Here is a 26,113-nt window from a genome sequence, read left to right as displayed (position 1 = left end):
CATGGACGACCTGTGTGTCAAGGGCCACTTCGGTGACCAGTGGTGATCGGGGACATCGCCGACGCAACCCTTGACAAGCCCTTCAGTCATGTGACTGAATCGTCGCGGGCGTGGGTAGGGCCGCCATCGGTGTACGGCCGATGCGCGGGCGTGAGTGCGGCGCGCCGCGCTCGCGTGGACCTGGTCGGGATCGTGGCCGAGTGCCGAAGAGCGCAGAGAGGACGGGGAGTTCGCCGAGCAGGCGGCAACGGAACGCTAGGATGACGCGACCTTTTGTCGCGGGCGGGGAGTTGCATGTCTGATCATCTGCAGGGCAAGACCATCATCATCACCGGCGCCGGAGGCGGTTTCGGCAAGGTGATCGCGGAGATGTGCGCGGCACAGGGCGCTCACATCGTCGGTGTGGACATCGACGCCGACGGGCTCACCGCGGTCGCCGACGGCATCACCGCCACCGGCGGGTCGGCTGTCGCACACGTCGCCGACGTCACCGACATGAACCAGATGAAGGGCGCCGCGGCGGCGGCCGTCGACCGGTTCGGTGCGATCGACGTGATCGTCAACAACGCCGGGGTGATGCCGCTGGCGTTCTTCGCCGACCACGAGCGGGCCTGGGAGAAGTGGCACCGGGCCATCGACATCAACATCAAGGGCGTCGTGAACGGCATCTCGGCGGTGTACGACCAGATGGTCGCGCAGGGCCGGGGTCAGGTGGTCAACATCGCGTCGATCTACGGCAACGGCGGCTTCGAGGGCTCGGGTGTCTACAGCGCGACCAAGGCCGCCGTGACGATGCTGTCGGACTCCTTACGCATCGAGGCCAAGGGCAAGATCAAGGTGACGACGGTCAAACCGACCGGCGTGGCCGGCACCAACCTGGCGAGCTGGATCGTCAACGACCGCGCGATCCGCGGGATCGTCGGGCAACGTGCGGCGTCGTACCGCGAGCACATCACGGAGCTGATGCAGGGCACGCTGCCCGACGAGCTCGTCGACGTCGACTCGGTGAAGTACTGGCTGATCACCCCGGAGGATCTCGCCCGGGCGGTCGTGCATGTCATCGACCAGCCGTGGGGCATCAGTCTGTCCGACGTGACGGTCCGGGCCAGCGGCGAGGACTACCTGTACTGAACGCCGGCGCCGTCTCGGCCTAGTTCGACGGGCGGCGTCGTTCACCGCGGTACTTGCGGTGGTACTCGTCGTAGAGGTCCGAGTTCTTCTCTCGTTCGAGCTTGTTCACCAGGTCGGGATCGAGTCCGTGCTGGACGAGCCGGTGACGGCGGTAGACCCGGTTCAACGCGATCGAGAAGAAGAGGTAGGCCAGCAGGATCGGCATGGTCATCGTGATCCGGACGCCCCAGTCGGCCGGGACGAAGAGCATCGGGGTCAGCACGATGATGCACGGCACCGCCCAGCGGACCACCATGCGTACCGACGCACCCGGGCCGGCCAGGTCGTTGGTCACCCAGCCGAGCATCGATTTCGGCAGACGCGCCCAGTAGGCGTACTTCACGTACTCCCAGGCATTCGGCTTGGTGCGCGGTGCAGAGGTCACCTGTCGATCGTGCACCACGTGCGGGAGTCGTCCGACGTCGCCTCCCCCACCCCGGCTGGGTAACCTGACCGGCATGGGTTCGGAGATGACCGCGTCGGCCGACGACCCCACCGGCCCGGATCCGATCAGCGGCCTCGAGGCCGAACTCACCGATTTCTGGCGACGGGGCCGGGTGCGCACCCGGTTGCGCGCCCGCGCCATCGACCCGCGGCTGGACCCGTCGTGCTACCCGCTCATCACCGTGCTGGCCCGGCACCATTCGATGCCGATGTCGGATCTGGTCACCGCCGTCGGCATGGAGAAGTCGACGGTGACGCGGCAGATCGACGCGATCGTGCGGCTCGGGCTCGCCGAGCGGCACCCGGACCCGCGCGATGCCCGCGCCCGCGTGGTCACCCTCACCGATCACGGTCGCGAACGTGTCGACGCCGTGCTCGCCTCGGCGGTCACCGATTGGCGTGCTCGGCTGGCCCAATGGGACCCCGACGACATCCGGACGCTCACGTATCTGCTGCATCGCCTCACCGAGGCCACCAACGATCCCGAGGCCGGCGAGGGGTCTCGTTGACCGGGCGTGGCACCGTCGGCGATCCTTGGCCGGTGACTCCGGACGAAGGACTTCTGCCCCTCGAGGGCATCACCGTGGTGGCGCTCGAACAGGCCGTCGCCGCACCGCTGGCCACCCGACACCTCGCCGATCTCGGCGCCCGGGTCATCAAGGTGGAACGGGTCGGTGACGGGGACTTCGCTAGGCAGTACGACGCGGCGGTGCGCGGCGGCGCCGCCTCGCACTTCGTGTGGCTCAACCGCGGCAAGGAGTCGGTCGCGCTCGACCTCAAGAGCGAGGACGGACGCCACGCGATCCGAACCCTGATCGCCGGCGCGGACGTCTTCATCCAGAACCTCGCTCCCGGGGCGGCCGCCCGGCTCGGCCTCGCCGCCGACGATCTGCGCGCCGACCATCCCGAGCTCGTCGTCGTCGACATGTCCGGATACGGCGACGCCGGACCGTATCGCGACCGCAAGGCCTACGACATGCTGGTGCAGGCCGAGGCCGGGCTGATCTCGGTGACCGGGACGCCCGACGAGATGTCCAAGACGGGTATCCCGACCTCCGACATCGCAGCCGGTATGTACGCACTGACCTCCGTACTGTCGGCGCTGTTCCGACGCGCCACCACCGGAGTCGGCGCGCGCGTCTCGGTGGCCATGTTCGACGCCACGGTCGAATGGATGGGCCACCCGATGTACATGCGCCTGTACGGTGGCCGGCAGATCGCCCGTGCCGGGCTCGGCCATGCGGCGATCGTGCCCTACGACAAGTACCCGACCGCCGACGGCGACATCCTCATCGGCGTCCAGAACGACCGCGGCTGGGACACGCTCACCCGCGTGGCCCTCGAGCGCCCGGATCTGGCCGACGACCCCCGCTATCGCACCAACATCGAGCGGGTCGCCCGGCGAGCCGAGGTCGACGCCGCGATCGGCGCCGAGACCAAACGCTTCACCACCGACGAGCTCGACCGTCGCCTCGCCGACGCGGGCATTCCCGCGGCCGAGATCCGCGACCTCGAAGGCGTCGTCGCGCATCCGCAGCTGAGTGAGCGCGACCGCTGGCGCGAGGTGGACACCGAGGTCGGCCCGGTACGGGCGCTGCTTCCGCCGCTGACCTTCGACGACGTCGAGCTCGCGATGGGTCCGGTACCGGCTCTCGGACAGCACACCGAGGCGGTGTTGCGGGAATTCGGGATCGGCGTCCCACCGACGCCGTCGGCGTAGGATCGGCGGAACGGACCTGCAGCCCTCGGGTCCGCTTGTCATGCACGGATACGACGACCTCTCGGAGGCGATATGTCCGACGATTCTCTGTTCACCACCCGGGATTCGGGAGCACCCGCGGGGAGTGACGAACACTCCCTGACGGTTGGCGCCGGCGGCCCGATCGTCCTGCACGATCACTACCTGATCGAGCAGATGGCCCAGTTCAATCGCGAGCGCATCCCCGAGCGCCAGCCGCATGCCAAGGGCAGCGGCGCTTTCGGCACTTTCGAGACGACGCAAGACGTCTCGGCCTACACCTGTGCCGCACTGTTCCAACCCGGCGTGAAAACCGAGATGGTGGCCCGGTTCTCGACCGTTGCCGGCGAGCGCGGCAGCCCCGACACCTGGCGTGACCCGCGTGGTTTCGCACTGAAGTTCTACACCGACGAAGGCATCTACGACATGGTCGGCAACAACACGCCGGTCTTCTTCGTCAAGGACCCGATGAAGTTCCAGCACTTCATCCGTTCGCAGAAACGCCGTCAGGACAACAACCTTCGCGACCACGACATGCAGTGGGACTTCTGGACGCTCTCGCCGGAGTCGGCGCATCAGGTGACCTGGCTGATGGGCGATCGGGGGATTCCCAAGACCTGGCGCCACATGAACGGATACAGCTCGCACACCTACCTGTGGGTCAATTCCGAAGGTGTCAAGCACTGGGTCAAATACCATTTCAAGTCCGACCAGGGAGTCGAGCACCTCACCCAGCACGAGGCCGACCAGATGGCTTCTGCGGACACCGATTTCCACACTCGGGACCTGTTCGAGAACATCGCGGCGGGCAACCATCCGAGCTGGACTCTCAAGGTGCAGCTGATGCCCTTCGACGACGCGGTGAGCTACCGGTTCAACCCGTTCGACCTGACGAAGGTGTGGCCGCACGGCGACTACCCGCTCATCGAGGTCGGCACGATGACCCTGCACACCAATCCGGTCGATCACCACACGCAGATCGAGCAGGCCGCGTTCGAGCCGAACAACGTCGTGCCGGGTATCGGTTTCAGTCCCGACCGCATGCTGCTCGCGCGCGTGTTCTCCTATGCCGACGCCCATCGCCACCGGATCGGCGGCAACTACAGGCAGATCCCGGTGAACGCGCCGAAGAACGAAGTGCATTCGTACTCCAAGGACGGGGCGATGCGCATCCACAACGTCCCCGACCCGGTCTACGCACCCAATTCCAAGGGCGGCCCGTCGGCGCTGTATCCCGGCCAGGGCGAACCGCAGTGGGCGGCGAACGGGGAGATCCTGCGCAGCGCATATGTCGACCATCCCGAGGACGACGACTGGGGTCAAGCGGGGACGATGGTCCGGGAGGTCTTCGACGACGAGCAGCGTGAACGCTTCGTGGACAACGTCGTCGGGCATCTCCTCAACGGCGTGTCCGAACCGATCCTCCAGCGGGCGTTCGAATACTGGCATCGCGTCGACCCCGACATCGGTGCGCGGATCAAGTCCGGGGTGACCGAGAAGCAGGACGAGTCCGACCCCAAGAAGGACGATCAGGCCAACCCGGCCCGCTCGTCGATGCAGGAGAAGGCGAAGGCCGAGAAGGCCTGATCCCCTTTTCTCGCCGAACCCGTGGAACGCGCCCTCTGGTGAGGGCGCGTTCTGCGTCGGTACCACTAGGCTCGACGGCGTGAGTGTGCGCGCAGGCATCGTGGTCACCGGAACCGAAGTCCTGACCGGCCGGATCGCCGACCAGAACGGGCCCTGGGTGTCGGAGGAACTCCTCGAACTCGGGGTGGACGTCGCCCACATCACGATCTGCGGCGACCGGCACGCCGACCTCACCGCGCAGTTGCGCTTCCTCGCCGAGCACCAGGTTGATCTGATCGTCACCAGCGGCGGGCTCGGCCCCACCGCCGACGACCTCACCGTCGCCACCGTCGCAGAGTTCTGCGGCCGCGAACTACTCCTCGATCCCGGACTCGAGGAGCACATCGCCGCGATCATCCAGAGCTGGCGCGGGATCGGATTCGACGTCGATTCCGGACCGACGAGGGCGGGTATCCGCAAGCAGGCCCTGGTACCGGTCGGGGCCGTTCCGGTACCACCGACCGGCACCGCGCCGGGTGTCGTCATCCCCGCGGCGGCCGGTGTGCCGACGATCGTCGTCCTGCCCGGCCCGCCCTCGGAGCTCCAGGCGATGTGGCCGACGGCGATCGCCACGGCTGCCGTCGCCGACGTCCTGTCACGCGCCGACGATCTGCGTCAGGCGACCATCCGCGCCTACGGTCTCCTCGAAGCGGAACTCGCCGAGACGCTGCGATCGGCGGAGACCGCTATCCCCGCCTTCGGGCAACTCGAGATCACCACCTGCCTGCGGCGAGGCGAACTCGACATGGTCACCCGATTCGCCGCAGCTGATGCGTCGGTCTACGACTCCCTCCTCGACCTCCTCGTCGAACATCATGGGCGGCAGATCTTCTCGACCGACGGTTCCACGATCGACGATCTCCTGGTCGCCGCCTTGGACGGGCGACTGATCGCGACCGCCGAGTCGTGCACCGGCGGACTCGTCGCGGCGCGGCTCACCGACCGGCCCGGCTCGTCGGCCTATGTGATGGGTGGCGTCGTGTCGTACTCCAACGACGCCAAGTCGGATCTGCTCGACGTCCCGGCCGAGCTCATCGCCACGCACGGAGCCGTCAGCGAGGAGGTCGCCGCCGCGATGGCCGAGGGTGCGCTCGCACGGTTCGGTACCGATGTCGCGGTGTCGACCACCGGAGTGGCCGGCCCCGGTGGCGGCACCGAGACGAAACCGGTCGGCACCGTGTGCTTCGGTGTGGCTCTACGCGACCGGCCCACGGTCACCGTCACGCGCAAGTTCCCCGGTGACCGCGAGCGTGTCCGGTCGCTGACCACCACTGCCGCACTGCATCTCGTCGTACGCGCGCTGACCTCGGGCACTTCCTGACGCGAGCCAACCCCCTGCTCCCTGAGGTGCGAGGAGCGCAAACGACGAGCCTCGAAGGGTCAGAGCGGGCCGGTCGGGAGGTGCCGGCGGACGAGCTTGCCGGTGGGGTTGCGGGGCAGGTCATCGACGAAGACGACGTCGCGGGGCACCTTGTACCGGGCGAGGTGCTTCTTGACGTGCTCCTTGATGTCCTCAGGCGTGGGGTTCGCATGATCGGCGGCGACGATGAAGGCGCGCAACCGCTTTCCGTATTCGTCGTCGTCGACGCCGATGACCGCCACGTCGTCGATGTCGGGATGCTCACCGAGCAGGTTCTCCACCTCGAGCGGGTAGACGTTCTCGCCGCCGGAGACGATCATGTCGTCGTCGCGGCCGTCGATGTGGAGGAGTCCGTGCTCGTCGAATCGGGCCATGTCTCCGGTGGACATGTAGCCGTCGATGATCTCCTTGTTGCGTCCGTCGGTGTAGCCCTCGAACGGGGCCCCGTTGCGCACGAAAAGCCTGCCGCGCATGTTGGTCCCGGAGATCCGGTTGCCCTTGTCGTCGAAGAGCGCGAGTCGGCTGGTGACCGGTGCGCGGCCCACCGTCCCCGGCGCCAGACGCAGCTCCTTTGGTTGCGCGACCGTTGCGATCGCGACCTCGGTGGAGCCGTAGAGGTTGTAGAGTACGTCACCGAACGTGTCCTGAATGGCTTCCGAAAGGGTCGGTGACAGAGCCGAACCCGCGAGCACGACGATCTTCAGCGACGACAAGTCGTACTTGCCGATGACGTCGGGGCCCAGTGCGACCATGCGGTGCAGCATGGTCGGGACCGCGACCAGCACCTCGGCCTTGTGGTCGGCGATCGCGGCGAGGGTCTTCTCGGCGTCGAACCGGCGCATCACCACGGTCTTGTTGCCCAGCGCCGTCCCCACCCCCCACAGCGCGAAACCGGTGGAGTGGAAGATCGGTGAGACGATCACCATGGCGCTGCGCTGCGGCAACGGGATCCGGTCCAGCAGAAGCGCACTGGCGAACGGCGACATCTTCGACCGCTGGGCGCCCTTGGGCAGCCCGGTCGTGCCGCTGGTGAGGATGACGAGTCCGCCCCACGCGGCGGGTTCGGGCGGAGTCGACGTATCGCCGGTGGCCGCGATGTCGTCGAGGGTCTGGACGCCGTCACCGACGGGGCGGTTGCCGTCGATCCAGGTGACGATGCGCAAGGTGTCGGCGGGGAGGGAGTCGGCGAGGTCGGTGAACTCCTCGTCGTAGAGCATCGCGACGATCTTCTCGCGCTCGGCGACCTCGGCGAACTGCGTCTTGCCGAAGCCGGTGTTCATCATGGCCAGGCGGAACCCGGCCTTGCCCGCGGCGCTCATGGTGGTCAGCAGCCCTCGGTGGTCCCGCGCGATGACGCCGATGACCGCTCCCGGCTTGATGCCCGACGCGAGCAGGTGGTTGGCGAGTGCGTTGGCGTGCGCATTGAGTTCACCGAAGGTGAGCTCGCCGTGTTCGTCGGCGACGGCTCCGGCCTCGGGGTACTCGTCGGCGCCGTGCGCCACCGCCGCCGCACACGGCCCGATGATCTTGGCACGCTTGACCGTGGTCAGCAGCTCCTTGGGTTCCGTTGGATCCACCAGACCCGACCGCCGCAGCACCTGGAACGCGCCGAACGCGTCCTGTGCCGATTCGACCACCGTGCCGACCGCACCGGTCACCGAGACCATGTCCACCCCACCTTTCGCGGCTGGGCCGCGTCGTCGCTCTCTTCGGATCCGGCTGCACTCCACGAACCGGGCCAGCAGTCGCGTCGCAGATGCAGGATATTGCCGGCCGCGCCGATCAATGCCTGTTTCAGCCAATCCGATTGTTGCGCTTCATTATTCAATCCATCTCTCGCCCGGGACGCCGATCGCGGCCCACGTGGTACCCCGTCGAACGGCGACCTCGTGGCGACAGGCTACCAAGTCTGACAACCCACGTCATCAGATCGGCGGGCCGGGCCCGCCGTGGGCGCCGGTGCATTCTTGGCGTTACCCCCTCGAAGGCCTGGACCGTAGCCACGCCGGCGAGCACCGCACGTGGGTCGAATGAGAACCGCCGACATCGAGATCCCGTAGCGGGAAAGTTCGCATGCGGCACGTGCCACTGAGAGGTCGCGCGTGAAACAGTCGTGTTACGGGCGTTAACTTCGCATTCAGGTCTTGCGTAGGTGAATTTGTTCGCATTATGGTCCTCTTATGGCTACAACAAGTGATGCGCGCCACTTCTCCAGCGTCAGCTCCGAGGCGTTCCGCGCCGCCATGGCGGACCTGCCCGCTGCGGTCTCGATAATCACCACCACGTCCGCGGCGGGTGTTCCGCACGGCGCAACCGTCTCCGCCGTCACCTCGCTCTCCCAAGACCCGCCGATGCTCCTGGTGTGTCTGGACGAGGCTTCGGACACCCTGGCCGCGCTCGGACCCGGCCGGCGATTTGTGGTCCACATCGTGTCGGACGGCCTTCAGGACACCGCCATGGCCTTCGCGACCAAAGGTGCCGCCAAGTTCGACGGCACCGATTGGACGTACTCGGCTTCGGGACAGCCGCTGATCGCCGGCGCCTCGGTGGTATTCGACTGCACCGTCGAATCCTTCTGCGTCGGAGGTGATCACACGATCGTCGTCGGCATGATTCACGCCATCGAACACTCGGCCGATCGCCCGCCGGTGGTCTATCACCGGTGGCGGATGCGCCCGACGATCCCCGCATGACCACCAGGTTCGAATCGCTTGCCCCTCCCGATTGTGACTGTCCCGCTTGTCCCCCATCCGCTCTCCTGAGGAGTCGACCGAATGACCATCAGTCCCCCGTCCACCACTGCCCCGGACAACGTCCTCGCTTTCGCGTCCCGACCGCACGGCTCGTTCATCGACGGGAACGAGCGCGTCGAGTCCGCAGAGGTGTTGTCCACCATCGATCCCTCGACCGGTCAAACGCTGACGACTGTTGCCGAGGCCGACACCGCCACGGTCGACGCAGCGGTCTCGTCGGCTCAGCGCGCCTTCGACTCGTCGTGGTCGACGATGCTGCCCGGCCTGCGCGAACGGATCCTGCATCGATTCGCCGACCTGATCGAGGCGAACGGTCCCGAGCTGTCGGCCTACGATGCGCTCGAGGGCGGTAAGCCAGTCAGCTATGTCGAGGCCGTCGATCTGCCCCTCGCCGTGGAACAGTTCCGCTATTTCGCCGGCTGGCCCACCAAACTGGCAGGTCAGACCGTGCCGGTCTCGACGCCTGGCGCTCACGTCTACACCCGGAAGCTCCCTCTCGGTGTCGTTGCAGCCATCACCCCGTGGAACTTTCCGCTCTGCCAGGCAGCGATCAAGATCGCTCCGGCACTTGCGGCGGGCAATACTGTCGTCCTCAAACCCTCCGAGCTGACCTCACTCTCGACGATTCGACTCGCCGAACTCGCGCTCGAGGCCGGACTGCCCGAGGGCGTGGTCAATGTGGTCACCGGATCGGGTCAGAGCACCGGGCAGTCATTGATCTCGCATCCCGATGTCGCCAAGATCTCGTTCACCGGCTCCGCGCGGGTCGGTCGCCATTTGGGAGCCGAGGCCGGCCGGATGCTGAAGCATGCATCTCTCGAACTCGGCGGCAAGAACCCCCACATCATCTTCGCCGACGCCGACGTCGAGAAGGCCGCTGCGGCGGCCGCCACCACCGCCTTCTTCTACAGCGGCCAGGTGTGCTTCAGCGGGTCACGACTGATGGTGGAGCGCGCCGCGCTCGATCAGGTTCTCGAGATCGTCGCGGCCCATGCCGCAGCGCTCGAGATCGGACCGGGCCTGGACCGCGCGACGACCATGGGTCCCCTCGTCTCAGGTCAGCACCGCGACAAGGTCGAGGGTTACCTCGCGTCGGTCCAGCAGACCGGCGCAACCATCGCTTTCGGGGGTAACCGGTTGTCGGACAGCGGTTTCTATCTGGAGCCGACTGCCATCGTCGGACCCGCCGACTCCGACGCTGTTGTCGCCGAGGAGATCTTCGGTCCGGTGCTGGTCATTCAGCCGTTCGACTCGATCGACGAGGTGACCACCCGCGCAAACGCCGGCGAGTACGGCCTCACGGCGGGCGTGTGGACCAACGACGTCCGCAAAGCGCACAACGTGGCCCAGAGTCTGCGAGCCGGCACCGTGTGGGTCAACACGTACGCCGACTACAACGCGGCAGCACCGTTCGGTGGGTTCAAGAGTTCCGGCATCGGTCGCGATTGCGGCCCCGAAGCTCTCGACAAGTACGTCGACACTCAGACAGTCTGGATGTCGCTGTCATGATCGTCGGCGGCGTCCTCGGGTCGGGGCAGCAGCGTTTTGTAGTGCAGCTGTTCGTAAACCAGGACTTCCACCGCGCCGACGCCGGGGATCACGCGGACGCCGTCGTCGAGAACGGCGAGCAACTCCTCACCGGAGGCCGTGACCAGTTCGGCAAGCACGTCGTACCGTCCAACGGTCAGGGCGACATAAGAGGTCCGGGGCAATTCCGTGAGAGCCTCGGCGACATCCCGCGCGCGGGCCCCGGACGCGAGACGAATACCCGCCCAGCAGGTGTGGGTGAATCCCATACGAAGCGGATTCACGATGGCCATCACGTGTACGGCACCGGATTCGGTGAGTTTCGCGTAGCGCTGCCGGATGGCGGCCTCCGAGACCTGGAGACCACGCGCCAGTTCACGAAACGACACACGTCCGTCGACGGCGAGACCGGCAACGATCTGTTGATCGAGCGAATCCAGTTCGCGCGGGCGCACTCCCGACTCCCGGGAGTCATCGCGATGGAACCTGGCCTGCTGGTAGTGGATACGTAGGAACGGCAGTACCTCGGCCGTGGCCACGCCGGCAGTAGGACGAATGGACTGTGCGACAACCCTTCTGAGTTCAACGTTGTCGACACAGATGAGCTCGACCTGGATCATGAAAGGACCGGTGGTCACAGTCACGTAATCCACCTGCGGAAGGCGGGACAGCTCATCGGCGATGCCCGATGGAGGACGTGTCCCGTCGACCGTGAGCAGCACCAGTGCCATTGCCTCGAAACCCAACCTCGTCGGATCGGTGACGGCGCCGATGGTGATGAAGCCCTCGGACAGCAGACGAGCAACGCGCTTGCGGACGGTCTTCTCCGTGACGTCGACGCGACGGGCGAGATCGGAAAAGCGCGCACGTCCGTCCGACTGCAGAGCATCGACGAGTGCGAGGTCGGTGCCGTCCACGACGTAACGCCCGTCCGATCGCTGCGGTTCGTCGTCGGGTCCGGATTCTCGCACCACCTCGATGGCCTTCTCGGCCGGCGACTTCAGGTCGACATCCACCCGTCGAGCCTACCCCCGCACGCTCACCGCGGAATCCGACGACACCGACACCCGCCAAGGGCACGCCCATCAACCACCACTCACCGCAACGCAGTTCGAATTTTCAGCATCACAACGGTTTTCACACGAAGGAGTCTCAACCATGCGCATCGGTCTTCTGCAAGAGGGCGACCTCAACGGGACAACCGTCTCGCAGCGCTATCACGACCTCATCGATGAGGTCGCTCTGGCCGACCAACTCGGCTTCTCGACCTGGGGCACCTCGGAGCAGCACTTCAGCCCGCCGAACTTCTCGGTGGCCGCCCCCGAGGTGTTGTACGCGGCCATCGCGATGCGGACCGAACGCATCAAGCTACGCACGATGGCGTCGGTCATGCTGAAGTGGAATCACCCGATCCTCGTCGCCGAGCGACTGGCGACGCTCGACATTGTGTCGCGCGGACGGGCCGAGGTGTGCACCGCGCGATCCAACAACCTCACCACCCTGGCCGCGTTCGGTGTGGACCCGAAGGACACCCGCGCCCAGTGGGAGGACTCGATGGACGTGCTCATGAAGGCGATGGTCGACGAGAAGTTGGAGCACGACGGCCCGGTCTGGAAGATCCCGTCGGTCGAGGTCGTCCCCAAGCCCGTCACCACTCCGCACCCGCCGGTCTCGGTCGCTGCCTCGAGCGTTCAGAGCCACGGAAACGCCGGGGTCCGGGGAATCGGGGTCATCACCTTCGACAACTACTTCGGCTTCGACTACCTGCAGGAATGCATCGACGACTACAACCGCGCCTTCGCTGAGACCGACCACACCGCGGTCGCCGCACCCAACAACTATCGCGGGCTGTACGTCGCCACCGCCTACTGCGCCGAAGACCGCGAGGAGGCACGGAGTGTGGCCCGTCGCGTCACCATGGACTACTTCAAGTTCATCCTCGATCTGTATGTGCCGCTCGCCAAGCAGCCCGGGTACACCTACCTCGACACCCTGGAGCAACTGATCGAGCACCAGGACGACATGGACTGGTTGTGTGAGTACAGCCCGTCGGTCATGGTGGGCACTCCCTCGGACTTCATCGAACGTATCGAGCGACTGGAGGACATGGGAGTCGACGAAGTGTTGCTACGGCTCGACGGTGTCGGACACGAGAAGATCATGAAATCCCTGGAACTCATCGGCCACGAGGTGATCCCGCAGGTCGCAGACGCACAAAGGGGGCCGGCGTGACCAGTGATCACAACCCGGGGCTGAGTCCCGAGCTGCGCTCGTTGATCGAGCAGATCAACGAGCCCGAGAATCAGGGTGTTCCGTTGGAGATGCGCGACTACGCACTGCTGTGCCTGGTCACGGTCGTGATCCCGGCTGTGCTCATCACTCTCGGAATGGTGCTGTCATGACCAAGGCGATGGGTCCCCGCGGCGGAGCCGCGGGCACGGGTTCGCCGGGCACGGGGTCGTCCGCGAGTGACAACGGCTGGCCGATGCCACGCTCGACCCGAACATGGGGTGGCGGGTCGGTCTTCACCGCGTCCGTCGCCACCGCGGTGGCCACCTGGTGCTTCATCATCGGCGGGTACGTGTCCTATTACCTCCAGGCCGGCCCGGGCACGCTGGCGATGATCGCCGGTTCGCTGATCGGGATCCTGTTCATCGCGCTGGCGTGCGTACCGGTGACGGCGAAGTACGGTTTCGACACCGTCACCTCGACCGTCCCGCAGCTCGGTGTCCGAGGCAAGTATCTCGCCGTCGCGTTGATCTACCTCGCCACCATCGGGTGGAACATCTACCTGATCGTTCTGTTGGGCCGTTCGGTGGTGGCGATCGCGGGAGCGGTCGACATCTCGATCCCGAGCTGGACGGTGGGTCTGATCGGTGTCATCGCCATCGGTCTGGTGGTCTTGATCCTCCGTAAGGGCGCCGATTCGGTGAAGGACTTCACCCGGCTCATCGCAGCAGTCGTGATCCTGCTCGCGGTCGCGGTGATCGTTCTCATCGTCAAGGACACCGGGTGGTCGAACCTGATGTCCTTGCCCGCCACTGCGCCCTACGACGACGAGAAGGCCAACTGGGCCAGCGGCCTCGAGGTTCTCATCTCGGTGAACCTGTCGTGGTGGGCCTACACCGCGGCAATCGCCCGCAACGGCGCACGTGCGCGCTCGTCGCTGTGGCCGGTCGTGTTCGCCCTCGGACTCGGAGTGGGTCTCGGTTCCCTGGCCGGCTTCTATGGCGGGCTCGTGGTCCCCGACTCCGCAGGTGACCCTACGTTGTTCGTGGTCGACCTCGGCGGAACGGCGTTCGGCATCGTGGCGCTGGGCTTCGTGGTGGTCTCCAGTTTCGGTACGACCACCGTCGGGATGTACTCCGCCACCTTGGCTTTGCGACAGCTACCGGGCATCCGGGGTCTGTCGTGGCGCATGTCGACAGTCATAGCTGCCGTACCCGCGATCGTCCTGGTCGGATTCTTCCCGAACCCGGTGTTCGACAACTTCTCGGTGTTTCTCGCCTTCCTCGCGATCGCGTTCGCGCCGATGTGCGGTATCCAGATCGTCGATTGGTACCTGCTCCGTCAGCAGCGGTACGACATCGAGGCGATCTACGACGCGACGCCGCGATCGACCTACTGGTTCTGCGGCGGCGTCAACCCGGTGGCGGCGGTCTCTTTCGCACTCGGCGTGATCACCTACCTGTATCTCCTCGACCCGGTGACCTACGTGTCACGCTCCCCGTTCGAGTACATGACCGCCTCGATACCCACTGTGCTCGTCGCCGCGGTCGCCTACTACCTGGGTACCCGCGTCTTCTATACCCGCGCCGGCCGCTTCGGCTACCGGTCCTCGCTGCACATCTGACCGTTACGTTCTTCGCCTGTTTCCGACATCTGGGAGTTCTCGATGCATGACGTATTTGTTCTGTACAACCATCCCGACGACCCAACGGCATTCGACGCCCATTACGTCGACACCCACTCGACGCTGGTGCAGCGTCTTCCCGACCTGATCGAATTCGTCTGGGGTAAGCCGTCTTCGGCAGATTCGCCGTACTACGTGGTGGCACGGATGACCTACGCGGACGAAGCTGCCGCACACGCATCCTTCGCGAGTGACGCCGGGACGGAGTCGGTGTCAGACCTGGAGAACTTCGCCGGCGCTGGTGTGACCGTGCTGCACGTCCCACGCGCCGCAGCTGACCGCACACCGGGGCAAACGCAGTGACACCCTCGGCGGCGGCAGACACCATCATCCTGGCGGGCCGCGTCCTGACGATGGTCGGCCAGGACGCGGACCCCCACTCACCGACCGCGATAGTGATCAAGGGCGGCCACATCGTCGATCTCATCGACGTCGTTGCCACGAGCGCCTGGATGGGCGAGCACACCGCCGTCCTGGACTGGCTCGATCGAGTGGTGATGCCCGGCTTCGTCGATCCGCACGCGCACAGTGAGGTGGCGTCGAAGGCGACACATCAGATGGTCGATGTCCGAGCTCCGGGCTGCCCTGACATTCCGTCTGTGCTGCACCGGCTTCGCGACGAGATCGGGGCGGCGCGTGACGGTTGGCTCGTCGGGCAGGCCAATCTCTTCTACGATCAGAAGCTCGCCGAGCGGCGCTTTCCCACTCGGGACGAACTGGATTCGGTGAGTACCGATCTCGCGGTGGCGATCCGTGCAGGCGGCCATCTGAGCATCTTGAACACCAGGGCCCTCGAGCTCGCCGGGATCACCGCCGACTACGAAGCCGTGGAGTACAGCGTCACGGGCAAGCCGTCCGTTGCGCGGGACGCCTCGGGCGCGCCCACGGGAGTCGTGACCGAGATGGACAAGCTCATCGGTTTTCCCGAGCTGAGTCACGGAGAGATCACCGAGGCCCTCGAGTCGGGAATCACCCAGTTGTTCACCAGATACGGCGTCACCACGATCGGTGAGATCTCCGACTCCGTAGACGGTCTCCGCATCTTCGACCAGGCGATCGCCGACCGCCGGATCTCGTCTCGGATGGTCGTCTATCTCTGGAGTCCTGGCACCGTGAGTCTCGAAGAGGCCTGTGCGCACCAGGACTGGATGACCCCGCGGGCGGAGCCGGACCGGTTTCGGGTGCGGGGCGTCAAGGTCTTCGCCGACGGCGGATACTCGGCCAAGCGAGCGGCACTGACGAAACCCTATGTGGATGACTGCCATTCGCACGGGGAGCTCGCACTCAGTGCGTCCGAGATAGCCGATATCGCCATGCAGACGCGCCGCGCCGGCCTGCAGCTCGCGATCCATGCCAACGGAGACCGGGCTCAGTACGCGGTGTGCGAAGCACTGGCGGGGGTCATCGACGACCTCCCACCCGGGCCCACCATCCGCATCGAGCACGCCGGCAACTTCGTCCCCGACTACGACGCACTGTCGGCAGCGTGGTCGGCGGCGGGAATCATGCCGGTACCGCAGCCGGTGTTTCTCTACAATTTCGGGGAATTCATACCTGGTTATGTCGGCGAGTACGCGCAGAACCGGCAGTTCCCGTTCCGCCGGATGCTCGACGACGGATGGAACGTGTCGGGCAGCTCGGATGTGTGGGTCGGCTCTGAAATCGGCCAGACCAACCCATTTCTGTCGATCGCGAGCGCCGTCGGCCGCTGGACGTTCCATCACGAGGTGATGTCCCCGGACCAGGCAGTGACGATCTATGAGGCCCTGCAGATGCACACCATCGGAGGCGCCAGGGTACTCGGCGTCGACGACAACCGCGGCACGATCGAAGTCGGCAAACTGGCCGATGTCATAGCCCTGGAACGCAACCCGCTCACCGCGGCCCACGAGGACCTGCGGGACCTCGTGGTGACCGACGTCATGGTCGGCGGCGCACGGGTGTACCAGCTGCCGTGACCGCACCCTATTCGAGGAGCCACCAGATGATCGATACCCCCGAGCAGCCGATCAAGCGCGTCGCGGAACTCTGGATCGGCGGTCGTCGTCGACCGTCAGCGAGCGGGGCAACGTTTCCCGTCCGGGATCCCGCCGACGGATCGCTGATCGCCGAGGTGGCCGACGCCACCCCGGACGACGGCCGATTCGCGATCGACGCCGCCGCTGCCGCCCAGAGCGAATGGTCCGCGACCGCCCCTCGAGATCGTGCCGAGATCCTCCACAGGGCATGGGAACTCATCTCCGAACGTCGCCACGAGATAGCTGCGACGATCACCGCAGAGATGGGAAAACCGCTGAGTGAGTCTCTCGGCGAGGTCGCCTACGGCGGCGAGTTCTTGCGCTGGTTCGCCGAGGAGGCAGTCCGCATCAACGGCCGATTCAGCAGGTCACCATCGGGCAACGGCAACATCTTGGTCACCAAGCAACCCGTCGGCCCCACACTCGCCATCACGCCGTGGAACTTTCCTCTCGCGATGGGCACCCGGAAGATCGCACCCGCACTCGCGGCTGGATGCACCGTCATCGTCAAACCCGCGGAAGAGACCCCGCTGACGATGCTCCTACTCGCCGAGATCATCTCCAGCGCAGGACTTCCTGATGGTGTCCTCTCGGTGTTGCCGACGACTTCACCGGCTGCGGTGACTTCGCCGATCATTGCCGATCCACGGTTGGCCAAGATCACCTTCACCGGGTCCACGACGACCGGGAAGATTCTGTTGCATGCGGCCGCGGACCGAGTGTTGCGCACCTCGATGGAGCTGGGTGGCAACGCGCCGTTCATCGTCTTCGACGATGCCGACCTCGACGCGGCCGTCGACGGGGCCATGGCGGCCAAGATGCGCAATGGCGGTGAGGCGTGCACGGCCGCCAACCGCATCTACGTCGACAACGCGGTACGCGCAGAGTTCCTTGCCGAGTTGACCTCTCGGATGCAGGGTCTCGTACTCGGTCGTGGCACGAGTGAGTCCACCCAGCTTGGGCCACTGATCAGCGAACGGCAGCGAGACGTCGTCGCCGGCCTCGTCGGCGACGCAGTGACAAAGGGGGCGCGGGTGCACACCGGCGGACGGACCGTCGAAGGAGCCGGTTACTTCTTCGAGCCAACCGTGTTGTCCGAGATTCCCTCCGACGCACGACTTCTCACCGAGGAGATCTTCGGACCAGTTGCGGCCGTCATCGGTTTCGACCGCGAGGAGGAGGTCATCGCAGCGGCAAATGCGACGGAGTACGGACTCGCCGCTTACATCTTCACCGACGGCCTGGATCGAGCCCTCCGTGTATCGGGAGCACTCGAAGCCGGGATGGTCGGGGTGAATCGCGGCATCATCTCCGACGTGGCCGCTCCGTTCGGCGGCGTCAAGGAGTCGGGCTTGGGAAGGGAGAGCGGTAGTGAGGGAATCGAGGAATACCTTGAAACGAAATACATCGCTCTGCGATGAGCCCGTGGTCGGAACGCGACCACCAGCCGTGCCGTCGGCCGCCGTGCTCACCGACTCCGACGGAGCGGTCGTGATCCTCCCAGCCGCGATCGCCACGCCGGCCGCTATCCACTTCGTGATCCGGCACTCGTCGGGCCTAGTACACGCGGTCATGCCGTCGACTCTGCTCGACTCTCTGCGGATCCCCGATCAGCCGGTGCTAACGGCGGAGAGCTCGGGTATTTCATTCACCGTGGCGGTCGACGCAGCCTCCGGCATCGGAACGGGCATTTCGGCGAGCGACCGCGCACGCACTCTCCGCGTGCTCGCCGATCCCCGGACGACGTGCGCGGACCTCGTACGGCCCGGGCACGTCCTTCCGATCAGGTGTTCTGGAGATGAGTCCGTCGAAATGCGGCTCTGGGAACGAGCACTCCGGCTCGTCACCGATTCCGGCTACCCCCCGGTGGCGGTGGCCGCTCGGTTGATCGACGACGCCGGGGAACCTCTGGACGCAGCGTCCGCAGCGTCATTCGCGTTGTGGCACGGGCTTCCGGTGGACCCGGTGCTCGGCCCCTGACGGACAGTCGATGACGTTGACCACTTGTGTCTGTCCAGCCTCGAGAAGCACCGTCCGCCACGGCCGGACGCCGACCGGCGTGCGGGGACGTGTTAACGCTACGCAAGGCTCACACCGACGCCGCGCGGACCCGTCCGAGCATGGCGCGCGCGACGGTGTCGACGTGCACGTCATCGTCCTGGAACAACAACTGGTCGGTCTTGGCCCGCCGGAAGTGGTGATGCAGCGGGTGTTCCCACGTGAACCCGATTCCGCCGTGGATTTGGATGGCCTCCTCCGCGGCGTACATGGCGGCCCGCGAGGCCAGCACGCGAGCCGACGCGGCCCGCTCGGCGAGATCCGCGTCGACGAAGCGGTCGACATCCGCGGCGTCGAGGACCGTCGCCTCGGCGAGCTCGGTGGCAACCAGCATGTCGACGAGGCGGTGTTTGAGCGCCTGGAAGGATCCGATCGTGCGACCGAACTGCTGCCGCGTCTTCGCGTAGTCCACCGTCATCTCGAGGCACTGGCGGGCGATACCCACCTGCTCGGCAGCCAGGGCGATCATCAGCAGCGACCGGACCCGGCGCAGCCGCTCCTCGAGATACGGGCCCGTCACCCGGGTCGCCTCGACACCGGTGAACTCGACAGTCGCGAACTCTCTTGTGAGATCCAGGCTTTCACGCTGGTGGCGGCCGACACCGGCAGCGCCGCCGTCCACGACGGCGAGTTCCACACCGGACGCGGTGTGCGCGACGACCACGAGCACGTCGGCCGACGCCGCGTCGAGAACGACGTCCTGCCGTCCGTTCAGGACAAGCGTTCCCTCATTTGTGACCGCCGCACCGATCGACGAGGAGACCACGGCGGGGCCGCAGACGAGTGCGGCGCGCCGCTCCCCGGACGCGATGGCCGGCAGGTGTGCCCGTCGACCCTCGTCGTCGGCGGCATGGAGCAGGGTGAGGCCGGCCATGATCACCGACGAGAGGTACGGCGAGGAAGCGAGACAGCGACCGTGGGCGGTCATCACGACCGACGCGTCCTTCACCCCGTACCCGGCCCCGCCCAGATCCTCCGGAAACGGGATCTCGGTCAGGCCGAGTTCCCGAATCGACGGCCAGACATCCTGCGCTGGAGCGTGTTCAGACCACGCATCGGTGAGGGCGGCCTGCAGATCGCGCTGCTCCACGGTGAGTTCGATGGGCATGTGTACTCCTAGCGGGGTTCGCGCGGCAGTCCGAGGCCGCGTTCGCCGATGATGTTCCGTTGGATCTCGTCCGAGCCGCCCGCGATGCGGTACCCGGGTGCGCCGAGCAGATGCTCCGACCATGCGAACGTGTCGGGCTCGCCGGTGTCGGCGACGATCCGGTCGCCGAGGAACGACGCCGCGGCGTCGCCGACGCGCTTCAGGTTCTGCGTCCACACGAGTTTGCCGATGGAGCCCTCGACACCCGGGACGGCGCCGGCCCGTTCACGTTCGCGCGTAGCGCGCCACCATGAGGGCCGCCGCCCGTTCATAGATCGCGGCGTCGCCGAGGCGCCGGCGGGCCAACGGGTCGTCGGACAGTCCGAGACGGTCGACGAGGCGGGCGAGGTCGACGCTGTTACCGCCGGCACTGACGATCCCGGCGCTGGAGTTCCGCTCGAAACCGAGTGTGGTGAGCGCGACCTTCCATCCGTCGCCCTCGGCACCGACCCGCAGGGAGTCCGGGAGTTCGACGTCGGAGAGGAAGACCTCGTTGAACGTCGACCCGCCGGACATCTGCCGGATCGGCCGCACCTCCACGCCGGGCGTGTCCATCGGGACCATGAATGCGGTCATGCCCTTGTGTTTCGGCGCAGACCGGTCGGAACGGGCGATGAGCAGACCCCACTCGGAGAACTGCGCGCCGGAACTCCACACCTTCTGGCCGTTGATCCGCCAGGTGTCCCCGCTCCGAACGGCTTTCGTCGACAAGCCGGCCAGGTCCGAACCCGCCCCGGGCTCGGAGAACAGTTGGCAGCACAGCTCGTCCGCGCGCAGGAAGGGGCGGACGAACCGCTCCCGCTGCTCGTCGGTCCCGAGTGCGTGCAGGGTCGGCGCCACCAGTTCGACTGTCACCAGGACGTTCTCGTGCCGGTCGGGGGCCTGGTATCCGCGTTCGAGGTTCACGTAGACGCGTTCGTGGCCCGCCGTGAGACCCGGTCCGCCCCAGTCCGGGCCCCAGGTGATCGCGCCGAAGCCCGCGTCCACGCGTCGGGCCTGCCACGCTCGCGCCGCGTCGATCAGCGCACGTTCCTCGTCGTGTGTCCGGTTGTGGAAGATGGCGTAGGTCGGGTCGTGCTCCTGTGCAGCCCGCGCCGGGAGTTCGGCGTCGAGCCAGGCCCGCGCCTGTTCTTCGTAGTCATCGAGCGTGATCGCGCCCGGTGCGGTCGTCGTCATTCTCGTCGTTCCTGTCCTGCTCGGTCGTGCTGTCCTGCTGGATTTCTCACCGTTCGTGCGCCGCCGAGATGGTCACGGCCTGCATCTGCGGCGGTGTGGTCGTGCGGTCGCGGGTCCAGTCGCGGAGGGCGAACTTCTGGATCTTCCCGCTGGCCGTCTTCGGCAGGGAGTCGACGACGAACACGCTCTCCGGGACCTTCTGCATCGCGATTCCTCTCGCGGAGAGGAACTCTCGAACCTCTTCGAGGGTGAGGTCGACGGCGTCCCGGGTGACCACGAACGCGCACCCCCGCTCCCCGGTTCGGGCGTCCGGCCCGGCGACGACCGCGATCTCGGCGACCGCGGGATGCTCACTCAGTTCGTTCTCCACGTCGTGGGTGCTGATCTTCTCGCCGGACCGATTGATGATGTCCTTGATCCGGCCGACGATGTGGATTCCACCGTCGGCATCGAAGTAGGCGAGATCACCGCTGCGGAAGAACCCGTCGGCGGTGAAGGCCTCGTCGTTGAGCGATGCGTCGAGGTACCCGAGGAAGGTGTCGGGCCCGCGCCACAGCACCTCACCGACGACGCCGGTCGCAGCGATACCCCCGGCGCCGTCGGACACGATGACCTCGGTCGGGGCGAGCACGCGGCCATCGGTCCCGGTACGCAGGCGGGGTTCGTCGGAGCGATTGGCGGACGTCACCGACGGCCCCTCGGTGGCGCCGTACATCCGCGTCACGGTGCCCAGCACCTCGGTGGATCTGGTCACCAGCGAGTCCGGGATGTCGGCACCCCCGCAGATGATGTAGCGCACCGACGGTGTGCGTACGCCACGCGCGACGGCCGCGTCCACGAGGCCACGTAGGAACGGGGTCGCGAAGATCATGAAGCTGGCGCGCTCCTCGAGCACCCTCGTCAGTGCGACCTCCGGGTCCCACGCGCCCTGGAGCACCACCGGCGCACCGAGGAGGAAGGGCAGGGTGAGGGCGCAGTTCACGCCCGTCACATGCGTCACCGGCGACGGGTTGAACACGACGTCGCGCTCGTTGAGTCCGAACGTGTCGATCATCGACATGTTCTCGAACACGAGGGTGTTGTGACTGTGCAACGCGCCCTTCGGATCCGCGGTGGTCCCCGATGTGTACAGCAGCAGGCATACGTCGTCGGGATCGGCGGGCGGCAGCGCGCGCACCGCCTCGATCATCTCCGGCGTCGCGGACGCGATCAGATCGGCGAGTCCGACGGTCTGGTCGTCGGCTGCTGGACCGCCGGTCGTGACGACCAGGTCCAGTTCCGGAAGTCGTTGTCGGAGAGTTGCATACATCTCGACGTGATCGAATCCTCGGTGTGTTCCGGGAACGAAGGCGACCTTGGTGCCTGCCTGGCCGAGAATGAACCCGACCTCGCGTTCCCGGTAGATCGGCACGATCGGGTTGGCGACACCACGGACCCGATGGATCGCATGGAAGACGACGACCGCCTCGGCCGAGTTGGGGAGCTGGAACGACACCACGTCGCCCGGCTGCACACCGCGGTCGTGGAGCGCCGCGGCCAAGCGCAGGGATTGCTGTTCCACATCGGCGAAGGTCAGCCGCCGGTCGCCGTCGATGACCGCGACCGTGTCGGGATACCGCGCGGCGGCCCGCTCGAGGAAGTGGTCGACCGTCTGGTCGCGCCAATGCCCCGCCGCCCGGTAGCGCACGGCGAGATCAGGACGTGGAGAGTGCTTGGGACGCATGGTGATTCCTCCGGATGCTCTTGCCGATTGCTCGTGACGCGTTCTACAGTAACCCACGTCTCACTAAATATGTACATATTAGTGCCCCCAGAGTCCATTCCCAGAAAGAGACCTCATGGCATCCCAGGATCGACGGAGCCGGCGAGCGGTCGTCGCGGCCGGCATCGGAACGGTGGTCGAGTACTACGACCTGACGGTGTACGCGTACCTCGCGGTCGTGGTCAGCCCGCTGTTCTTCCCCAGCGATGACCCGACCGCCTCGCTGTTGTCCAGCCTCGCCGTCTTCGCGTCGGCATATCTGATGCGGCCGATCGGCGGCATCTTCTTCGGACGTCTCGGCGACCGCTTCGGCCGCAAACGAGCGCTCCTGGTGTCGGTGATCCTGATGGGTGTGGGCACCACGCTCATGGCCCTGCTGCCCACTTACGCCGCGGTCGGGGTCCTCGCGCCGATCCTGCTGGTCATCGCCCGGTTGCTCCAGGGCTTCTCGGCGGGCGGTGAGCTCGGCGGCGCGCTGACCTACGTCTACGAGATCGTCGGACCGAAGCGTCGCGGTCTGGGCGGATCGATCGTTGCACTGGGCTCGAACAGTGGCTTCGCCCTGGCTGCGATCGTCGTCGCGACCACCTCGGCACTGACCTCCGAGGCCCAGATGGACAGTTGGGGCTGGCGCATCCCGTTCGTCGCCGGCCTGCCGCTGCTGGTGCTCTGCCTGTGGCTGCGAACCCGCATCGAGGACTCGCCCGAGTTCACCAAGACCGCCGAGCGGCGCGAACTGCCGAAGGCGCCGCTCCGAGAGCTGTTGCGCAGCCAACCCGCCCAGGTCCTGCAGGTCCTCGGGTTGGGTATCGCTCAGAACGCGACCGGGTACATGGTGCTCACCTACATCGGCATCCACCTCGTCCGCGAGGGTGGATGCAGTCAGACCGCGGTCACCTGGACCGCCGCCGGCGTGATCGTCTTCATCGCATCGTGTATGCCATTGGCGGGAATCCTGGTGGACCGCTTCGGAAGTCGCCCCGTCCTCATCGCCGGACTGCTCACCGCCGCCACCCTCGCCTACCCCGCGATGGCTCTGATGACCGGTCACGGCCTGGCGGTGGCCGCCATCGCCTTCGCGGTGTTCGCATTGTGCACCCCGCTGATCCAGGTCGCCACCGCGCCGCTGTTCCCGTCGCTGTTCGACACGAAGGTTCGTCTGACCGGCGTCGCGCTCGGCTTCAACCTCTCGACGGTCTTGGCCGGCGGGACCGCCGCCTACATCGCCACGTGGCTCATCGACCGCACCGGCAACTCGCTCTCCCCCGCCTACTTCCTCATCGGTTCGAGCGCGATCGGTCTGCTCACGCTGATGACGATCCGGCGGAAGCGCGGCGGACTCGGCGACGCCGGCGGCGCTGCCGACGACACCCCGGCCGTTCCCGCGCGTACCTGACCCGACCCGGCGTCATCCGGCGCCCGACAACCGAATCCGACGAAACGGACGCGGACTGCCTCTGCACGGTGTGGTCCGCGTCCGTTTCGGCATACTGTTCGAGAACTCAGTTCCTCGAACCCCGGAGGTTCACGTGGCCAGTGGTCTCGTCGCCCTGCTCGATGACATCGTGACCCTCACCCGGGCGGCCGCCGCATCTCTCGACGACATCGGCGCGGCGGCCGGCAAGGCCAGCGTCAAGGCGGCGGGAGTCGTGGTCGACGACACCGCGGTCACACCTCGCTATGTCCACGGGTTCACGCCCGACCGCGAGTTGCCGATCGTGCGCAAGATCGCCCTGGGCTCGATCCGCAACAAGTTGCTGATCATCCTGCCGGTGGCGATGATCCTCAGCCAGTTCCTTCCGCAGGCGCTTCCCTACCTGCTGATCGCCGGCGGCCTGTTCCTCTGCTTCGAGGGCGCCGAGAAGGTCTGGGAGGCGGTCGGCGGCGGCCACCACGCCGAGGAGCAGACCGCCGGCCAAGCCGGTCCGGAGTTCGAGAAGACGATGGTCAGCGGCGCGATCCGCACCGACCTGATCCTGTCCGCCGAGATCATGGTCATCTCGTTGTCCTCCGTCGAGTCCGAACCGTTCTGGACCCGTCTCGCGGTCCTCGTGGTCGTCGCCTTCCTGATCACCGCGCTCGTCTACGGCGTCGTCGCCGTCATCGTGAAGATGGACGACGTCGGGCTGGCACTGGCGCAGCGCGAGTCGCCGACGGTCCAGAAGATCGGCCGCGGTCTGGTCCGCGCCATGCCCAAGATCATGTCGACGCTGACGGTCGTCGGTATCGCGGCCATGCTCTGGGTGGGCGGCCACATCCTGATCGTCAACGTCGGCGAGGCCGGCTTCCATTGGCCCGCCGATCGGCTCCACGACGTCGAGCACTGGTTCGAAGAGCTTGTCCACGGCGGCTTCGGCGCCGTGCTGCCCTGGACGGCGGGCACCGTGCTCTCCGCCGTCGTCGGCCTCGTGGTCGGTGCCATCATCGTGGCGATCCTGCACGTCATCCCGCGGCGCAAGAAGGACACCGCCGCCGCGCACTGACCCGAGGCCCGTCGACTGGGCGTCGATTCACGTCGACCGTGCACCCCGGGATCACGCAAGCAGTCGCCAGAGGCCGATGAGCCCGACGACGACGATCACCCCGCGAAGCGCGCGGGGGGAGAGGCGCCGCCCGTACCTGGCGCCGAGGAAACCGCCGATGAGCGAGCCGACGGCGATGGCCGCCGCGGCCCACCAATCGATCCGGTCGACCGCGACCAGCGTGTACGTGACGGCGGCGACGACGTTGACCACCAGGGACAGCAGGTTCTTGGCCGCGTTCAGCCGTTGCAGGTGGTCCGGTACGACCACCCCCAGGATGCCCATCAAGAGGATGCCCTGCGCGGCGGTGAAGTAGCCGCCGTAGACACCGACGGCGAATGTCCCGATGGTCATCGCCACGACCCGCAGGGGACCGAGATGCGATGGCGTGAGGTCTCCGCCGAGGGACGTGCGAGTGCCCACCCATCTCTGGATGTAGGGCTGCGCGACGACGAGGATCAGCGCGGCGACGAGCAGAATCGGGACCACGGTCTCGAACACCGTCTCCGGCAGATGGAGCAGAAGCCAGCAGCCGGCGATCGCGCCGGTGAACGACGCCGGAATCTGCCACCGGAGGCGCGGCCACTGGCCCTCGAGTTCACGCCGGTATCCCCACGTTCCGGACACCCCGCCGGCGACGAGGCCGATCGCGTTGGACATCGTCGCGGTGACCGGCGGGACGCCGAACGCGACCAGCGTCGGGAACGTGATGAGGGTTCCGCTGCCCACGAGGGCGTTGATCGCGCCCGCCCCGACGCCGGCGACGAGTACGACGACTAGTTCCCAGATGGTCACAGTCTCCGAGGGTGCCCTCCGAGATCTACAGCGGCTGCACCGGGGTGGTTTCGACAGGGCTCAACCAGCGGAGAAGACGGCTCAACCAGCGGAGAACGGAGCTC

At 66.6% G+C, this 26,113-nt stretch carries 22 protein-coding genes and 1 pseudogene; 16 read left to right on the top strand and 7 right to left on the bottom strand.

Features of this window, described 5'->3' with window-relative positions; translation table 11 throughout:
* The first annotated feature begins 294 nt into the window (after positions 1-294).
* On the top strand, positions 295-1,131 hold the full coding sequence (locus FFS52_RS15890; RefSeq protein WP_068970414.1) for an SDR family oxidoreductase: 837 nt from the start codon (positions 295-297) through the stop codon (positions 1,129-1,131).
* Positions 1,132-1,150: 19 nt separating this feature from the next.
* On the opposite strand, the gene FFS52_RS15885 is transcribed toward FFS52_RS15890, so the two are convergent.
* Positions 1,151-1,573 (bottom strand): DUF5313 domain-containing protein, encoded by a 423-nt coding sequence (locus tag FFS52_RS15885; RefSeq protein ID WP_058252867.1) that lies wholly within the window; start codon positions 1,571-1,573, stop codon positions 1,151-1,153.
* Positions 1,574-1,628: 55 nt separating this feature from the next.
* Between FFS52_RS15885 and FFS52_RS15880 the strand changes: the two genes are divergently transcribed.
* The 4 genes from FFS52_RS15880 to FFS52_RS15865 all read left to right on the top strand — a co-directional run bounded on the left by FFS52_RS15880 (position 1,629) and on the right by FFS52_RS15865 (position 6,299).
* Complete coding sequence (locus tag FFS52_RS15880) at positions 1,629-2,123, top strand: MarR family winged helix-turn-helix transcriptional regulator (protein ID WP_065629451.1); 495 nt, start codon at positions 1,629-1,631, stop codon at positions 2,121-2,123.
* 32 nt (positions 2,124-2,155) lie between these two features.
* On the top strand, positions 2,156-3,334 hold the full coding sequence (locus tag FFS52_RS15875) for a CaiB/BaiF CoA-transferase family protein (protein ID WP_068970413.1): 1,179 nt from the start codon (positions 2,156-2,158) through the stop codon (positions 3,332-3,334).
* 72 nt (positions 3,335-3,406) lie between these two features.
* Positions 3,407-4,939 carry a catalase gene (locus tag FFS52_RS15870; RefSeq protein WP_137810255.1) on the top strand — a complete coding sequence of 511 codons (1,533 nt, stop codon included), beginning with the start codon at positions 3,407-3,409 and terminating at the stop codon, positions 4,937-4,939.
* A gap of 79 nt (positions 4,940-5,018) precedes the next feature.
* A complete protein-coding gene (locus FFS52_RS15865) occupies positions 5,019-6,299 on the top strand; it encodes a competence/damage-inducible protein A (RefSeq protein ID WP_068970412.1) in 1,281 nt (426 codons plus the stop codon).
* Between the two features lie 59 nt (positions 6,300-6,358).
* Here the strand turns inward: FFS52_RS15865 and FFS52_RS15860 are convergent, their stop codons facing one another.
* Positions 6,359-8,005: an acyl-CoA synthetase gene (locus FFS52_RS15860; RefSeq protein ID WP_068970420.1), complete on the bottom strand. Its 1,647-nt coding sequence runs from the start codon at positions 8,003-8,005 to the stop codon at positions 6,359-6,361.
* Between the two features lie 513 nt (positions 8,006-8,518).
* Between FFS52_RS15860 and FFS52_RS15855 the strand changes: the two genes are divergently transcribed.
* Both FFS52_RS15855 and FFS52_RS15850 read left to right on the top strand, forming a co-directional pair.
* Entirely contained in the window at positions 8,519-9,031 is a 513-nt protein-coding gene (locus tag FFS52_RS15855) for a flavin reductase family protein (RefSeq protein WP_083229324.1), read from the top strand.
* 81 nt (positions 9,032-9,112) lie between these two features.
* On the top strand, positions 9,113-10,600 hold the full coding sequence (locus FFS52_RS15850) for an aldehyde dehydrogenase family protein (protein ID WP_068970410.1): 1,488 nt from the start codon (positions 9,113-9,115) through the stop codon (positions 10,598-10,600).
* On the opposite strand, the gene FFS52_RS15845 is transcribed toward FFS52_RS15850, so the two are convergent.
* Positions 10,573-11,634: an AsnC family transcriptional regulator gene (locus FFS52_RS15845; protein ID WP_223258856.1), complete on the bottom strand. Its 1,062-nt coding sequence runs from the start codon at positions 11,632-11,634 to the stop codon at positions 10,573-10,575. The genes FFS52_RS15850 and FFS52_RS15845 overlap by 28 nt on opposite strands.
* 142 nt (positions 11,635-11,776) lie before the next feature.
* Between FFS52_RS15845 and FFS52_RS15840 the strand changes: the two genes are divergently transcribed.
* Genes FFS52_RS15840 through FFS52_RS15815 form a run of 7 tightly spaced genes read left to right on the top strand, consistent with a single transcriptional unit; the run spans position 11,777 to position 18,529 of the window.
* Positions 11,777-12,850 (top strand): LLM class flavin-dependent oxidoreductase, encoded by a 1,074-nt coding sequence (locus FFS52_RS15840; RefSeq protein ID WP_137810254.1) that lies wholly within the window; start codon positions 11,777-11,779, stop codon positions 12,848-12,850.
* Positions 12,847-13,020: a hypothetical protein gene (locus FFS52_RS23710; protein WP_171011654.1), complete on the top strand. Its 174-nt coding sequence runs from the start codon at positions 12,847-12,849 to the stop codon at positions 13,018-13,020. Before FFS52_RS15840 ends, FFS52_RS23710 begins: the two co-directional genes overlap by 4 nt.
* Positions 13,017-14,471, top strand: coding sequence for a cytosine permease (locus FFS52_RS15835; protein WP_068970408.1), 1,455 nt, complete (start codon positions 13,017-13,019; stop codon positions 14,469-14,471). Before FFS52_RS23710 ends, FFS52_RS15835 begins: the two co-directional genes overlap by 4 nt.
* Positions 14,472-14,513: 42 nt before the next feature.
* Positions 14,514-14,834, top strand: a complete 321-nt coding sequence (locus tag FFS52_RS15830) for an EthD family reductase (protein WP_068970407.1) — start codon at positions 14,514-14,516, stop codon at positions 14,832-14,834.
* Complete coding sequence (locus tag FFS52_RS15825; RefSeq protein ID WP_223258855.1) at positions 14,831-16,489, top strand: amidohydrolase family protein; 1,659 nt, start codon at positions 14,831-14,833, stop codon at positions 16,487-16,489. Before FFS52_RS15830 ends, FFS52_RS15825 begins: the two co-directional genes overlap by 4 nt.
* Before the next feature lie 26 nt (positions 16,490-16,515).
* Positions 16,516-17,970 (top strand): NAD-dependent succinate-semialdehyde dehydrogenase, encoded by a 1,455-nt coding sequence (locus tag FFS52_RS15820; RefSeq protein WP_068970406.1) that lies wholly within the window; start codon positions 16,516-16,518, stop codon positions 17,968-17,970.
* Positions 17,921-18,529 (top strand): 3,4-dihydroxy-2-butanone-4-phosphate synthase, encoded by a 609-nt coding sequence (locus FFS52_RS15815; protein ID WP_083229323.1) that lies wholly within the window; start codon positions 17,921-17,923, stop codon positions 18,527-18,529. The genes FFS52_RS15820 and FFS52_RS15815 overlap by 50 nt, the downstream gene beginning before the upstream one ends.
* 109 nt (positions 18,530-18,638) lie before the next feature.
* Here FFS52_RS15815 and FFS52_RS15810 read toward each other — a convergent pair whose 3' ends face one another.
* From FFS52_RS15810 to FFS52_RS15800, 3 genes and pseudogenes are all read right to left on the bottom strand, one after another.
* Positions 18,639-19,715: an acyl-CoA dehydrogenase family protein gene (locus FFS52_RS15810; protein WP_068970404.1), complete on the bottom strand. Its 1,077-nt coding sequence runs from the start codon at positions 19,713-19,715 to the stop codon at positions 18,639-18,641.
* Between the two features lie 8 nt (positions 19,716-19,723).
* A pseudogene (locus FFS52_RS15805) lies at positions 19,724-20,930 on the bottom strand (acyl-CoA dehydrogenase family protein).
* Between the two features lie 46 nt (positions 20,931-20,976).
* Positions 20,977-22,653 carry an AMP-binding protein gene (locus tag FFS52_RS15800; RefSeq protein ID WP_068970402.1) on the bottom strand — a complete coding sequence of 559 codons (1,677 nt, stop codon included), beginning with the start codon at positions 22,651-22,653 and terminating at the stop codon, positions 20,977-20,979.
* A 115-nt stretch (positions 22,654-22,768) separates the two neighbouring features.
* Between FFS52_RS15800 and FFS52_RS15795 the strand changes: the two genes are divergently transcribed.
* Both FFS52_RS15795 and FFS52_RS15790 read left to right on the top strand, forming a co-directional pair.
* Entirely contained in the window at positions 22,769-24,088 is a 1,320-nt protein-coding gene (locus FFS52_RS15795) for an MFS transporter (RefSeq protein ID WP_249356272.1), read from the top strand.
* A gap of 133 nt (positions 24,089-24,221) precedes the next feature.
* Positions 24,222-25,175, top strand: a complete 954-nt coding sequence (locus tag FFS52_RS15790; protein ID WP_137810253.1) for a DUF808 domain-containing protein — start codon at positions 24,222-24,224, stop codon at positions 25,173-25,175.
* Between the two features lie 51 nt (positions 25,176-25,226).
* On the opposite strand, the gene FFS52_RS15785 is transcribed toward FFS52_RS15790, so the two are convergent.
* Positions 25,227-26,009 (bottom strand): sulfite exporter TauE/SafE family protein, encoded by a 783-nt coding sequence (locus FFS52_RS15785; protein ID WP_137810252.1) that lies wholly within the window; start codon positions 26,007-26,009, stop codon positions 25,227-25,229.
* Between the last annotated feature and the right edge of the window lie 104 nt (positions 26,010-26,113).

The sequence above is a fragment of the Gordonia sp. ALPHA1B1 genome, from assembly GCF_005502615.1.
Taxonomy (GTDB): domain Bacteria; phylum Actinomycetota; class Actinomycetes; order Mycobacteriales; family Mycobacteriaceae; genus Gordonia; species Gordonia hongkongensis.
The sequence above is the reverse complement of the archived record's forward strand: the minus strand, read 5'-3'. Positions and strand labels throughout refer to the sequence as shown.